Raw genomic sequence first — 12,777 nt, 5'->3', positions numbered from 1 at the left:
CCCTCTCCAGCGATCAGCGCCAGTCCCGCTCAAGTTGCGGCTTGCGTCCGTCCACCGTGGATCACCCAGCCGAGTAACAGCCCGACGCTTTCCACCACAAGAGCCAGCAGCAATGCACTGATGATGCCCCAGGCAATGACTTCGGGGGCCAGCAGGACTTGCCACGTATAACCGTTGAACGTTTCCCGGCGGATATCCGCATCGGCAGACGTGACGACGAACAGGACTTTGGAATACCACGGTCCCTGGAGTCCGAGCCACTGACGCTCAAGGATATGGGTACGGCTCATCAACGTATCGATGTTGTCCGCATCGGCTCGGAAAACCGGGTCTTCGCTGCTGCGATAGTGCTGGATCAGCGCCTGTATATCGCCCTTGAAGAACTGCTGCGCAGTAGCGGTGTAGCCCTTGACGGCCTGTTGCGCCTCGATCAGATGCGCTTCGACACGCTTGCTGTAATCACTGATGAATCCGGGGATCTGTACCCCGAACAGCAGGCCTGTGGTGAACAGGACCAATCGCAGATAACTTCGCAGCATCAATATCCCTCTTCTTTTTTATCCAGTATGCCGGTGGAGGCGCTGTTACTGCACTGCTGTCTCGACCGAGCCTTGCGCCACGCACTCACCCTTGCGCCACAGGCTCCACTGGCCCGGTTCATAGCGCTTCCAGTTTTCGTTCTCGGTCAATGGCTCGGTGGCGATCACAGTCACCACGTCGTGCGGCGTTGTTTCAGCCTGAAAATCGACAATCACGTCGACATCTTTCAACCTTGCCGGGCCGAACGGCGCGCGCCGGGTAATCTGAACCAGTTTGGTACTGCAAAAGCAAAACAGCCAGTCGCCATCGCTCAACAGGCAGTTGAACACGCCTTTACTACGGTATTCAGTGCAGGCCTGGATCAGCGAAGGCAGTAATTGCTCAACCTCAACCGGCTCGGGAAAGGCTTCGCGAACGCGATTGAGCAGGTCGCAGAATGCAGCTTCGCTGTCGGTATCGCCCACCGGCCTGTAAAAGGTGGCAACGGGGGTGAAATCCGCCAGCTGGCCATTGTGCGCAAAGCACCAGTTGCGGCCCCAGAGTTCACGCACGAAAGGATGTGTGTTGGACAGACAGACCTTGCCGACGTTGGCCTGACGAATATGGCCAATCACCACTTCGCTTTTGATCGGATAGCGCTGCACCAGTTGCGCAACTTCAGATTCACTGCTGGCTGCGGGGTCTTGGAACAAGCGCAGGCCGCGACCTTCGTAGAAAGCAATGCCCCAGCCATCGCGATGCGGACCAGTACGCCCGCCACGCTGCATCAGCCCGGTAAAGCTGAAGACTATGTCGGTCGGGACATTGGCGCTCATGCCCAGTAGTTCACACATGCTCAGGTTCTCGCTTCAAGACGTTTTGCAGCAGGTCATGCGCCGACAATGACGGCGCATGCCAACGAAGCGGGATCTACAACCGCGGTTCGACTCGCGCAGCCCTGGTCGGAGGAAGCGGCGCAGCGGATTTGCGAGGGTAATGATCGTCCTCGGCAAACGGTTCGTCAGCGGGGTCTGTGTCGACAGGCTGAGCGGCGGGCCGGGGCTGGCGAGCCTTGCGGCTGCGCTCGATCGGCCAGCGGATGAGCACGAACAGCGCGTACGCAGCGAAGGCGAACATGCCATACATGGCCAGATCCGACACAGCGGTCCAGACATTGCTGCCGACCTTGAACATCAGGTCGAGCGCGGTGATCGCCACGGCTGGCGCCATCGCATCCTTGGCAGGGTCGACCATGGTCGGCGTAAACAGCAGCACCGCCACTGCTACCAGCAACGGTTCCTTGAGATAACGCCACATCCAGCGGGTCATCAGGAACCATACCAGCAGGCAACCCAACGCGGCGAAGGCGTAGACGCTCCAGGCGATCAGATAGTCGTTTTCGGTCATGACGTCCGTGGTAAGGCAGGTAAAGAGGCGCTTATGATAACGGCTTTTGCCTGACGCGGCTTGCCTCGCTTCAGTAATCGGTTCAGCGTGTACCGAATTTCCATGATTGATGCCTAAACAGAGAGCCCAGCATGTCCTTCTCGAATGCAACCTCCAGCGCCCCGATTGCTCGCAAGGCCGACGGTTCCGATCCCTATGCCTGGCTACAGAACCGCGACACTGACGAGGTGCTCGACTACCTCAAGGCGGAAAACGCCTGGCAGGAGCAGCAACTGGCAGAGCAGACCGGGTTGCGCGAAAACCTGTTTCAGGAGATCAAGGGCCGTATCCTTGAAACCGATCTGTCACTGCCCTCCCCTTGGGGGCCGTACCTTTATTACACGCGCACCACACAAGGCGATGAATACGCCCGTCACTATCGCTGCCCGCGCCCGGCCGACGACTCCAATACCGTGGACGAAAGCCGTGAAGAACTATTGCTGGACCCGAACGCCATGGCCAATGGCGGCTTCTTTTCGCTGGGCGCGTTCAGCATCAGCCCTGACCACCAGCGCCTGGCCTACAGCCTGGACACCAGTGGCGACGAGGTGTACCAGCTTTACGTCAAGGAACTGAGCACCGGCCAGATCAGCAGCCTGCCGTTTGAGGACTGCGACGGCAGCATGACCTGGGCCAACGACAGCCAGACCCTGTTTTTCGGTGAGCTGGACGAGACCCATCGCCCCGGCAGGCTGCATCGCCACACATTGGGCAATGCATCGGCAGAGCTGGTGTTCGACGAGCCGGACGGTCGATTCTTCCTGCACTGCTTCCGCAGCAGTTCCGAACGCCAACTGATCATTCTGCTCAATAGCAAAACCACCAGCGAAGCGTGGGTGCTGGACGCCGATCATCCGCAACAGGCCTTCACCTGCCTCGCGCCGCGCAGCGAAGGGCACGAGTATTATCCGGATCACGGGCTGCTCGATGGTGTGTGGAGCTGGTTCATCCGCAGCAATCAGAGCGGCATCAACTTCGCGCTGTATCACGCAGCGGAACAGGCCAGTGGCGCCCCCGTTCGCGAAGACTGGCAGACCCTGGTTGCGCACGATGACAAGGTCATGCTCGAAGGCGTGAGCCTCAACGCCAAAGCGATCAGTCTGAGCCTGCGCGAAGGCGGCTTGCCGATCATCGAAGTACGCCCGCAGGATCTGCCTGCCTATCGCGTGCAGTTGCCCGACGCCGCGTACAGCCTGTATGTGCAGGACACCCTGGAGTTCGACAGCGACAGAATTCGCCTGCGCTATCAGTCGCTGAACCGTCCGGCACAGGTGCGTCAACTGACCCTGGCCAGCGGCGAGCAGGTAGTGCTCAAGGAAACGCCGGTGCTGGGCACTTTCAACGCCGACGCCTACGTCAGCCAGCGTCTGTGGGCCACCGCCAGTGATGGCACTCAGGTGCCGATCAGCCTGGTGGTCAAGCGCGAACTGGCCGGCAAGGCGACCCCGCTGTATCTGTACGGCTACGGTGCCTACGGCGAAAGCCTCGACCCGTGGTTTTCCCACGCGCGCCTTAGCCTGCTCGACCGTGGCGTGGCGTTTGCCATCGCCCATGTACGCGGCGGTGGCGAGCTGGGCGAGGCCTGGTATCGCAATGGCAAGCAGGAACATAAACAGAACACCTTCGGCGACTTCATTGCCTGCGCCGAACACCTTGTTGCTCAGGGCCTGACCAGCGCCGAACAGCTTGTGATCAGCGGCGGCAGCGCCGGTGGCCTGCTGATCGGTGCCGTGCTTAATCAGCGACCCGAGCTGTTCAGGGCAGCAATTGCCGAAGTGCCGTTCGTCGATGTGCTGAACACCATGCTCGATCCGGACCTGCCGTTGACCGTCACCGAATACGACGAATGGGGCAACCCGCAGGAGCCTGAGGTCTATGAGCGCATCAAGTCCTACGCGCCTTATGAGAACGTCAGCGCTCAGGCGTACCCGGCCATGCTGGTCATCGCCGGTTACAACGACAGCCGTGTGCAGTATTGGGAAGCCGCCAAATGGGTCGCGAAGTTACGCGCCCGCAAAACCGACGATAATCTGCTGCTGCTCAAGACCGAACTGGGTGCCGGACACGGCGGCATGAGCGGTCGCTATCAAGGGTTGCGTGACGTGGCGCTGGAGTACGCGTTTATCTTCAAGGTATTGCAGATCGCCGAATGAACTTGGCGTGAAACACCTTTCTTACTAGCATCGGGGGGCACGGAGCTGCCCCCTTCGTATCAGGATTGAAAGACCGAACCATGTCAGAACCATTGTCCAACCTGAACAACGCCATACGCGACATGCTGCTGGACTGCGGCCTGTTCGACACGCTGCTGCCCGGCGACTTCGTGACTGTAGCCGGGTATTTCAGCATTACCGACATCGAAAAAGGCGAGACCATCTTTGCCGAGGGCGATGCCGGGACATTCATGTGCATCATTCATCAAGGCACTGTGTCTGTGCAGAAACTTGCCGCAGACGGTCAACAGGTCGAAATCGCCGTTCTGCGGCGCGGGCGGGCGTTCGGGGAAATGGCTGTACTGGATGGCGAACGTCGCTCGGCCAGCTGTATCGCGGCCACCCAATGCCAGTTATTGAACCTGGGACGCGACTCTCTGGACAAGATGCTCGACGAGGCGCCGAAAATCGCCGCCAAGATCATTCGTGCCCTGGCCATCTCGCTGTCCAGGCGCCTGCGTATGGTCGACGGCCAATTACTGTCGCAGCAGGTGTGAGTTTGCCCATCTGGCGCTAAACTTGCCGATATTCCGCTTTCAATGCGCACACGCACAGGTGACACCATGAGCACGGCCAATCCTCCTTCCCATACTGCCAAGCTGGACCGCATTCTGGCCGACGCCCAGCGCGACCGAGAAATGGGTTACCGCGACAAGGCGTTGCGCATGTACCCGCACGTTTGCGGCCGTTGCGCCCGTGAGTTCGCTGGCAAACGCCTCAGCGAACTGACCGTGCACCACCGCGACCACAACCATGACAACAATCCGCAGGACGGTTCCAACTGGGAGCTGCTGTGCCTGTATTGCCACGACAACGAGCACTCGCGTTACACCGATCAGCAGTATTTCGCCGACGGTTCGCTGAGCACTCCGAAAACCGCCAAGGCAACCCACAACCCGTTCGCAGCGCTGGCGGGATTGATGAAGAAGGACGAGTAACCCGGTACTTTCCCGCAACCGTATTTCCCCGCCCTACCCACGCAGTCTTCGGCCTGCGGCCAACCGACTGACCGGATACTTCGCCATGCCCTCCCGTACCTCAAGACGAACCTTTGTGAAAGGGCTTGCCGCCAGTGGCATCCTCGGCGGCCTGGGGCTGTGGCGCAGTCCGGCATGGGCGGTTCCGAACCCGGGTCAGCCGGCCGGGCTGTCCGGCACCGAGTTCGATCTGTATGTCGGCGAAACCCAGGTCAATATCACCGGTAATACCAGAACCGCGATGACGATCAACGGCGGCATTCCTGGCCCGCTGCTGCGCTGGCGCGAAGGCGACACCGTGACCCTGAGGGTCAAGAACCGGCTCGACGAAACCACGTCCATCCACTGGCACGGCATTATCCTGCCCGCCAACATGGACGGCGTGCCGGGGCTGAGCTTCGACGGTATCGCGCCCGATGGCATGTACGTCTATCGCTTCAAGGTCAAACAGAACGGCACCTATTGGTACCACAGCCACTCGGGCTTTCAGGAACAGTCGGGGGTTTACGGGCCGCTGGTGATCGACGCCAAAGAGCCAGAGCCATTCAAGTACGACCGCGAACACGTGATCATGCTCAGCGACTGGACCGACGAAGAGCCGCTTCAACTGATGAAAACGCTCAAGAAACAGTCCGATTATTACAACAATAACAAGCGTACTGTCGGCGACTTCATCAACGACGTCGGTGAGAAAGGCTGGAGCGAGACCACTCGTGATCGCTGGATGTGGGCGAAAATGGGGATGGAGCCGACTGACCTGGCGGATGTCAGCGGCGCGACCTACACCTACCTGATGAACGGCCAGGCCCCGGATATGAACTGGACCGGCCTGTTCGTACCCGGTGAGCGGATTCGACTGCGCTTGATCAACGGCTCGGCCATGACGTATTTCGACGTGCGTATCCCGGGCCTGAAAATGACCGTAGTCGCCAGCGATGGCTTGCACGTCAAGCCAGTAACGGTCGATGAATTGCGCATCGCAGTGGCAGAAACCTTCGACGTGATCGTCGAGCCTGCCGAAGGAGCCTACACGCTGTTCGCCCAGTCGATGGACCGCACCGGCTACGCCCGCGGCACCCTGGCCAGCAGGCCCGGCTTGCAGGCCGTCGTCCCGCCCCTTGATCCACGCCCACTGCTGAGCATGAATGATGTGGGCATGGCGGGTATGGATCATGGCAGCATGAACCACGGCGCAGCCCCGGCGATGGACGACATGTCAGGCATGGACCATAGCAAGATGGGCCATGACTCGATGCCCGGCATGGACCACAGCAAGATGCCGATGAAAGAAACACCTTCCATGCAGTCACACCCGGACAGCGAACAAAACAATCCGCTGGTCGACATGCAGGCCATGAGCACCTCGCCCAAACTCGACGATCCGGGCATCGGCCTCAGGAACAACGGGCGCAGAGTTCTGACTTACGCAGACCTGCGCAGCACCTTCGAAGACCGGGACGGTCGTGAGCCCAGCCGCACGATCGAACTGCACCTGACCGGGCACATGGAAAAATTCGCCTGGTCGTTCGACGGTGTGAAATTCTCGGACGCCAAACCGCTCATGCTCAAGTACGGCGAGCGAGTGCGTGTCGTGCTGGTCAACGACACGATGATGTCTCACCCCATCCATCTGCACGGCATGTGGAGCGATCTGGAAGACGAAAACGGTCAGTTCATGGTGCGCAAACACACCATCGACATGCCTCCGGGTTCACGCCGCAGCTATCGCGTCACCGCTGACGCACTAGGCCGTTGGGCTTATCACTGTCACATGCTGTACCACATGGAAATGGGCATGTTCCGCGAAGTGCGGGTGGAAGAATGAGGATTTTACCGGTGAATGGATTGCGCAACTCGTCCTGCCTGCCAACCCTGCTGCTGACGGCAGGCCTGGCCATGACACCCTGGGTAAACACGCAGGCTGCCGGAATGGAAGGCATGGAAGGCATGGAAGGCATGGAAGGCATGGATCATGGCAGCCACTCGATGCCTATGGACGCCAGCGAGCACAATGCCGCCCCAATGCAGAGCCGGACACCAATCCCGGCTGTCACCGACGCCGACCGGGCTGCGGTGTACACCAGCCATAGCGGGCATCAGGTCCACGACAGCGCCATCAACAGTTACTTTCTGGCCGACAAGCTGGAATGGCAGGACGCAAACGACGGCAGCGCGCTGGCCTGGGACCTGTCCGGCTGGATTGGCGGTGATGTCGACCGCTTGCTGTTGCGTTCAGAGGGCGAGCGCAGCAACGGCAAGACCGAGGAGGCGGAAATCCAGGCGTTATGGGGTCATGCCGTCAGCTCATCGTGGGACGTAGTCGCTGGGGCACGCCAGGACTTCAAACCTGGCGCGCCACAAACCTGGGCGGCTTTCGGCCTGCAAGGGCAGGCGATTTCGGATCTTGATATCGAAGCCACCGCATTCATCGGTGAGGCCGGGCAGACCGCGGCGCGCCTGGAAGCTGACTACGACCTGTTGCTGACCAACAATCTGATTCTTCAACCCACTGCCGAGCTGAATTTCTACGGCAAGAACGACCCGCAACGCGGCAATGGCTCGGGCTTGTCGACCAGTGAGTTCGGCCTTCGGCTGCGCTATGAAATCACCCCGCAATTCGCTCCTTACGTGGGCGTAACCTGGGATAGGTCCTACGGCAATACTGCCGATTACGCACGCGAAGACGGTGAGGACGTTGCCGATGCGCGGCTGGTCGTCGGTTTACGCATGTGGTTCTGAGAGCGTCGGAATTGAAAATGGCATTGCTCTGACGCTGCCGTATAATCCCCGGTTTTCTTCAGAGCACCCTCCCCGTGGCCAATAAACGGTACGCCTGCATCGGTCTTTACAACCCCAAGTCCCCGGAAAATGTCGGCTCCGTCATGCGAGCAGCCGGCTGCTACGGTGTGGCGTCGGTGTTCTATACCGGTAAACGCTATGAGCGTGCGCGGGATTTCATCACCGACACCAAGAAAATCCATCAGGACATCCCGCTGATCGGCATCGAAGACCTCAAGAGCATTCTGCCGCTGGGTTGTATTCCGGTGGCCGTCGAACTGGTGGACGGTGCCCGTGCCCTGCCTGAATACACGCACCCTGACCGCGCGTTGTATATCTTCGGTCCGGAAGACGGCTCGCTGGATCAGGACATTCGCGACTGGTGTGAAGACGTGGTCTATATCCCGACCGAGGGCTGCATGAATCTGGCCGCAACCGTCAACGTGGTGCTCTACGACCGCATGGCCAAAGGCATCAATACCCGCTCGGGGCCACAGTTCGGTCGCGAGAAAATCGATCCGGCCAGCGACCGCTGACGGAAAAGCATTGAACCTGTGTCGCGGGCGAACAGTCAGTTTCTCTGAACCGGGTTACTACCTACTTCCTGCGAATTATCGCCTCATGGAGAGCCATCATGCGCGACACCCCGATTATCGAACGCATCGACACACCTGAACTGCTGCAGCGCAACCCTGATCAGAACGTCCACGGCTGGGAGCGCATTGGCTCACTGGCTGGCGGTGTACTGATGATGGGCAAAGGTGTCCGTCGTGGCGGCTTTCTGGGCCTGATCCAACTGGCCATCGGCGGCGCAGTGCTGGCTCGCGGCATCAGCGGTCACTGCTCGGCCAAAAGCCTGGTGGAAAAAGGTCGCAGCGACCTGCACAGCGCCCGCTCGACTATCGAACGTGCCGGTGCCCAGTTGAACAACCTGAAAGACGACGCCGAAAACGCGGTGAAAAACGCTGCCGTCAAAGGTGTGGAAGCGCTGGCCGAGCCAAAGCCGGTCGTTTAAACGCTCAACCTGCGCGAAAGATCAGGTAATCCTCCCAGTCGTCTTCAGCCACACTGTTCTCGCTGAGCATGCGGCCTGACTGGGAGATACGCTCGTGATGCACAGCCGTGCGATCACCACACACCAAATGATGCCAGAGCGGCAAATCCTTGCCCTCGCTGACCAGCCGATAGCCACAGGTGGGCGGTAGCCATTTGAATTCATCTGCCTGCCCCGGCGTCAGTTGAATACAGTCAGGCACCGACGCACGACGATTGGCGTAGTCGGAGCACTGGCAGGTCTTCAGGTCCAGCAGCTTGCAAGCGATCCGCGTGTAATAAACGCTGTTGTCTTCTTCGTCTTCCAGCTTCTGCAGGCAGCACAAGCCACAGCCATCGCACAACGATTCCCACTCCTCGGCGTTGAGCTGGTCGAGGGTCTTGCGAATCCAGAAGGGTTCAACTTTAGCGGCCATGGTTCGGACAACGGTATCGAAAATGAAAAGGCCGTCAGTCTAGAGGTACAAGGGGTGCGGGCCAAGCACTTGCGACTGCCGGTAGCCGGGACTTGTCAGCGACAGGGCAAAACAGTAGCGTTAACGGGTTTTCCAGTGCGCTCAAGCGATGCCTGCCGACCACGGCCCATCAAGCCACGCTCGTTTTTCACCTTCGCTATCAAGGACTTTTATGAGCACGAACCCTCGCATCGCCGATCACCCTATCGACCCGCAATTCACCGAGCGCTGGTCGCCACGTGCATTCAGTGGCGAAAGCATCGATCAGGAAACCCTGCTGAGCTTTTTCGAAGCGGCACGCTGGGCACCCTCGGCCTACAACACGCAGCCTTGGCGTTTTCTGTATGCACGTCGCGACACGCCTAACTGGGAGCGTTATCTGGGCCTGCTGAACGAGTTCAACCGCAACTGGGCGCAACATGCAGCAGCATTGGTGATCATCGTCTCCAAGACCACCTTCGTCGCGCCAGGCGCAACCGAAGAAAGCCCGGCCTTGTGGCACACCTTCGATACCGGCTCGGCCTGGGGTTATCTTGCACTGCAAGCGAGCCTGAGCGGCTGGCACACCCACGGCATGGCGGGCTTCGATCAGGACCTGACCCGCAAGGAGCTGAGCATTCCAGAGGATTACGCACTGCACGCCGCGGTGGCCATCGGCAAAATCGGTGACAAGTCGACGCTGCCGGAATACCTGCAAGGCCGCGAAGCGCCAAGCCCGCGCAAGCCACTGGCAGAACTGGCCGCTGAAGGTGATTTTTCGCTGTAACTGACTGTTCTCTGCAATCAATGCCGACGAGCCGACGCCTGAAACGTCGGCTCGCTCGGAACGGCCTCAATAACCTCGCGAAAAATCGACCTCTCCGCGCAAAGCTTCTCCAGCCTGAAACGCTTTCAGGTTTTCAACGAAAAGCTCGGTCATGGCCACCGGCGATGTCGGGGCCGAACTATGACCGGTCAACAGCAGACCATAGGCGGTCCAGAATGGATGGCGCTGCGGCAAAGGCTCCTGACGGCAGACGTCAATGACCGCACCGGCCAGATGGCCTTCCTTCAACGCCTCGACCAGATCTGCGTCCACAACCGCTACACCGCGCCCAACGTTAATGAACAGCGCCGTTGGCTTGAAGCTGGCGAACAGCTTTGCGTCATACAGGTCGTGGGTCTCAGGTGTATTGGGCAGTAGATTGATGACGTAATCCATCTCGCCAAGCAGCCTCGTCATGTCAGACAGCGCTGTTACCTCGATGAACGGCGCCTGAGTGCGCGCACTGGAGGCCACGCCGTAGACGTGCACACCGAACGGCAAAAGAAACTCGGCGACACGCTGGCCGATATTACCGGCGCCCACGATCAATACCTTGCGACCAGACAGACTCTGGCCAGTACGATTGTCCCACTTGCGCTCGACCTGACTCATCAAACGCGCCAGCACCTCACGCTCGTGACCGAGCATGTAGGTCAAAACGAATTCGGCCATGACCTGACCGAAAATCCCGACTGCACGTGTCAGGCGATATTCGCGCGACAGGCTGTCGGCCAGCAGTGGCGTAATACCCGCCCAGGTGGATTGCAGCCACTGAGGCTTGTGCCCTTGACGCAGCAGGTTGGCCATCAGGTCCGGCTGTCCCAGCCAGACCGGGCAATCGCTGGCCATTCGCGACAGCTCGGCAGAGTCGCCCGTGCTGAAGACTTCCAGATCAGGCGCGGCCTTGCGCAACAATTGGGTGTAAACGTGATAATCGTGCTCGGCAATCAGAACGCGCATGTTTCAAAAACCTTAAAAACAGGACAGGCAGCCCACGGCGATGTGGACCGCTTTACAACGTGAGCAACTATTACATCGGATCGTTGCGGCGCAGCAGCTCTTCCGGCAAATGCTCGATGTAGTCATCTTCGGCAGGGGGCATCTGCAGGTGATAGCCCTGGCTGTCGAGATTCTCCAGCACCACATTGATGTCCTCGCGCGACAGCGCACGCTCGGGACTCAGGACCAGGTCAAATGCATGAACCGGCTTGCCAAACGCGACCAGCAGTTCAGGCGGCACGCGTTTGAGGACATCGCTTTTCAAGACGTAAAGGTACATCTCGTTTCTTTTCGGGCTGCGATAAATCGAGCAGATACGCTTCAAGACTGTTCTCCGGGGGTGGCCAGGCTGTCCAGCAGCGCCTGACCCATCAACTCGCGACGCCAGCCACGCAGCGAGTCGGGCAATTGGTAAGGACCGTCGGGGTAGCCGCTCTTGAGCAGCGCTTCGAGAGTCTTCTTGCGCAGCATCAACTCCGGGGCCATGTCCAGTTGCTCGGCGTATTGCTGACCGATTGCACGCAGACGCTTGATCGACCCGGCCGCATCAATGGGCAGTGGCTCAGGCAATGCAGGCGGCCACTCTTCTGGCGGAAGCGTGCCTGCGGTCTTTATCAGCTCAAGCAGAAACTCGCCGTCATGACGAACGGTGCGGGGGTGCATGTCTTCGATACGCCCCAGTGCAGCGAGGTTATCCGGCTGCGTCTTGGCCAATGGCCACAGCGAGTGCTCACGCACAATGCGGTTGCGCGGCAGGTTGCGGGCGCGCGCCTCGCGCTCACGCCAGGCACACAACTCACGCAGCACCGCCAACTGGGCACGGGACAGTTTCCAGGCCAGTTTGGCCTCACGGTAGACCTCGTACGGGTCAACTTCGCGGCGCAGGTTGGCGACCAGTTCGGCACCGTCATCCAGCAGCCAGGCGTATTTGTCATCGGACAAACGCGGACGCAGGATGGCGAACAGTTCGGCAAGGTGCACAGCATCTTCGGCGGCGTAACTGATCTGCGTCTCCGACAGCGGACGTTGCAGCCAGTCAGAACGGGTTTCGCCCTTGGGCAGGTCGATGTTGAGGACCTCCTGCACCAGACGCGAATAGCCCATGGAAAAACCGAGGTTCAGGTAAGCGGCTGCCAACTGGGTATCAAACAACGGCACCGGCAGGCTGCCAGTCAGACGCAGCAAAACTTCGAGGTCCTCGCTGCACGCGTGCACTACCTTGATGACGTCGGGGTTTTCGAGCAGCGCAGACAGCGGCTGCCAGTCGTTGATCAGCAAAGGATCAATAAGCCAGGCGCTTTGCCCGTCGCCAATCTGCAGCAACGCTGCTATCGGGTAAAAAGTATCGACCCGCATAAACTCGGTGTCGAGCGCGACAAAAGGCAGCAACTGCCATTCTGCGCAATGCCGGGCGAGGCTGTCGTCGTCGCGAATCCAGTGAATATCGATGGCCACACGGCTCTCCCTTCAACAATGGCGCGCAGTATATATCGTGATGGGAGATTATCGCGCGTCTGTCGTCCCGGTCTGGC

General features: G+C 59.6%; 14 protein-coding genes and 1 pseudogene. 8 read left to right on the top strand and 7 right to left on the bottom strand.

The features are described 5' to 3' along the window. Positions 1–13: 13 nt before the first annotated feature. The 3 genes and pseudogenes from LJU29_RS08535 to LJU29_RS08525 form a co-directional block, all read right to left on the bottom strand. Positions 14–539, bottom strand: a pseudogene (locus LJU29_RS08535) (DUF2937 family protein). 45 nt (positions 540–584) lie between these two features. Continuing rightward, entirely contained in the window at positions 585–1,373 is a 789-nt protein-coding gene (locus LJU29_RS08530; RefSeq protein WP_002552615.1) for a class II glutamine amidotransferase, read from the bottom strand. Positions 1,374–1,449: 76 nt separating this feature from the next. Further along, positions 1,450–1,926: a hypothetical protein gene (locus LJU29_RS08525; RefSeq protein ID WP_005740964.1), complete on the bottom strand. Its 477-nt coding sequence runs from the start codon at positions 1,924–1,926 to the stop codon at positions 1,450–1,452. Between the two features lie 131 nt (positions 1,927–2,057). On the opposite strand from LJU29_RS08525, the gene LJU29_RS08520 reads away from it, so the two are divergent. The 7 genes from LJU29_RS08520 (at position 2,058) to LJU29_RS08490 (ending at position 8,948) form a co-directional block, all read left to right on the top strand. Beyond that, positions 2,058–4,118, top strand: a complete 2,061-nt coding sequence (locus LJU29_RS08520; RefSeq protein WP_054994884.1) for a S9 family peptidase — start codon at positions 2,058–2,060, stop codon at positions 4,116–4,118. Between the two features lie 80 nt (positions 4,119–4,198). After that, complete coding sequence (locus LJU29_RS08515; protein ID WP_002552612.1) at positions 4,199–4,675, top strand: cyclic nucleotide-binding domain-containing protein; 477 nt, start codon at positions 4,199–4,201, stop codon at positions 4,673–4,675. 66 nt (positions 4,676–4,741) lie between these two features. Continuing rightward, positions 4,742–5,116 carry a YajD family HNH nuclease gene (locus tag LJU29_RS08510; RefSeq protein WP_002552611.1) on the top strand — a complete coding sequence of 125 codons (375 nt, stop codon included), beginning with the start codon at positions 4,742–4,744 and terminating at the stop codon, positions 5,114–5,116. A gap of 85 nt (positions 5,117–5,201) precedes the next feature. After that, positions 5,202–6,980 (top strand): copper resistance system multicopper oxidase, encoded by a 1,779-nt coding sequence (locus tag LJU29_RS08505; RefSeq protein ID WP_054994885.1) that lies wholly within the window; start codon positions 5,202–5,204, stop codon positions 6,978–6,980. Positions 6,981–6,991: 11 nt separating this feature from the next. Beyond that, on the top strand, positions 6,992–7,894 hold the full coding sequence (locus LJU29_RS08500; protein ID WP_257112056.1) for a copper resistance protein B: 903 nt from the start codon (positions 6,992–6,994) through the stop codon (positions 7,892–7,894). 74 nt (positions 7,895–7,968) lie between these two features. Beyond that, positions 7,969–8,469: an RNA methyltransferase gene (locus LJU29_RS08495; RefSeq protein WP_002552608.1), complete on the top strand. Its 501-nt coding sequence runs from the start codon at positions 7,969–7,971 to the stop codon at positions 8,467–8,469. Between the two features lie 98 nt (positions 8,470–8,567). Continuing rightward, complete coding sequence (locus LJU29_RS08490) at positions 8,568–8,948, top strand: YgaP family membrane protein (RefSeq protein ID WP_002552607.1); 381 nt, start codon at positions 8,568–8,570, stop codon at positions 8,946–8,948. A gap of 4 nt (positions 8,949–8,952) precedes the next feature. On the opposite strand, the gene LJU29_RS08485 is transcribed toward LJU29_RS08490, so the two are convergent. Beyond that, complete coding sequence (locus tag LJU29_RS08485; protein WP_005760440.1) at positions 8,953–9,402, bottom strand: YcgN family cysteine cluster protein; 450 nt, start codon at positions 9,400–9,402, stop codon at positions 8,953–8,955. Between the two features lie 211 nt (positions 9,403–9,613). Between LJU29_RS08485 and LJU29_RS08480 the strand changes: the two genes are divergently transcribed. After that, complete coding sequence (locus tag LJU29_RS08480) at positions 9,614–10,207, top strand: nitroreductase family protein (protein ID WP_057453997.1); 594 nt, start codon at positions 9,614–9,616, stop codon at positions 10,205–10,207. A gap of 66 nt (positions 10,208–10,273) precedes the next feature. Here the strand turns inward: LJU29_RS08480 and LJU29_RS08475 are convergent, their stop codons facing one another. The 3 genes from LJU29_RS08475 to rnd form a co-directional block, all read right to left on the bottom strand. Continuing rightward, positions 10,274–11,206 carry a D-2-hydroxyacid dehydrogenase gene (locus LJU29_RS08475; protein ID WP_057423232.1) on the bottom strand — a complete coding sequence of 311 codons (933 nt, stop codon included), beginning with the start codon at positions 11,204–11,206 and terminating at the stop codon, positions 10,274–10,276. Between the two features lie 70 nt (positions 11,207–11,276). Next, positions 11,277–11,570, bottom strand: coding sequence for a YcgL domain-containing protein (locus tag LJU29_RS08470; protein ID WP_003407219.1), 294 nt, complete (start codon positions 11,568–11,570; stop codon positions 11,277–11,279). Then, positions 11,567–12,700 (bottom strand): ribonuclease D, encoded by a 1,134-nt coding sequence (gene rnd / locus LJU29_RS08465; protein ID WP_044323710.1) that lies wholly within the window; start codon positions 12,698–12,700, stop codon positions 11,567–11,569. The genes LJU29_RS08470 and rnd overlap by 4 nt, the downstream gene beginning before the upstream one ends. Positions 12,701–12,777 lie beyond the last annotated feature (77 nt).

This window comes from Pseudomonas ficuserectae (assembly GCF_024584585.1).
In the GTDB taxonomy this organism is placed as follows: domain Bacteria; phylum Pseudomonadota; class Gammaproteobacteria; order Pseudomonadales; family Pseudomonadaceae; genus Aquipseudomonas; species Aquipseudomonas amygdali.
The sequence above is the reverse complement of the archived record's forward strand: the minus strand, read 5'-3'. Positions and strand labels throughout refer to the sequence as shown.

Bases quoted from the DNA above. Each gene is read 5' to 3' on its own strand.
- LJU29_RS08530 (WP_002552615.1), bottom strand. From the start codon at position 1,373: ATGTGTGAACTACTGGGCATGAGCGCCAATGTCCCGACCGACATAGTC.
- LJU29_RS08485 (WP_005760440.1), bottom strand. From the start codon at position 9,402: ATGGCCGCTAAAGTTGAACCCTTCTGGATTCGCAAGACCCTCGACCAG.
- LJU29_RS08475 (WP_057423232.1), bottom strand. From the start codon at position 11,206: ATGCGCGTTCTGATTGCCGAGCACGATTATCACGTTTACACCCAATTG.
- LJU29_RS08480 (WP_057453997.1), top strand. From the start codon at position 9,614: ATGAGCACGAACCCTCGCATCGCCGATCACCCTATCGACCCGCAATTC.
- LJU29_RS08525 (WP_005740964.1), bottom strand. From the start codon at position 1,926: ATGACCGAAAACGACTATCTGATCGCCTGGAGCGTCTACGCCTTCGCC.
- LJU29_RS08505 (WP_054994885.1), top strand. From the start codon at position 5,202: ATGCCCTCCCGTACCTCAAGACGAACCTTTGTGAAAGGGCTTGCCGCC.
- LJU29_RS08515 (WP_002552612.1), top strand. From the start codon at position 4,199: ATGTCAGAACCATTGTCCAACCTGAACAACGCCATACGCGACATGCTG.
- LJU29_RS08490 (WP_002552607.1), top strand. From the start codon at position 8,568: ATGCGCGACACCCCGATTATCGAACGCATCGACACACCTGAACTGCTG.
- LJU29_RS08520 (WP_054994884.1), top strand. From the start codon at position 2,058: ATGTCCTTCTCGAATGCAACCTCCAGCGCCCCGATTGCTCGCAAGGCC.
- LJU29_RS08510 (WP_002552611.1), top strand. From the start codon at position 4,742: ATGAGCACGGCCAATCCTCCTTCCCATACTGCCAAGCTGGACCGCATT.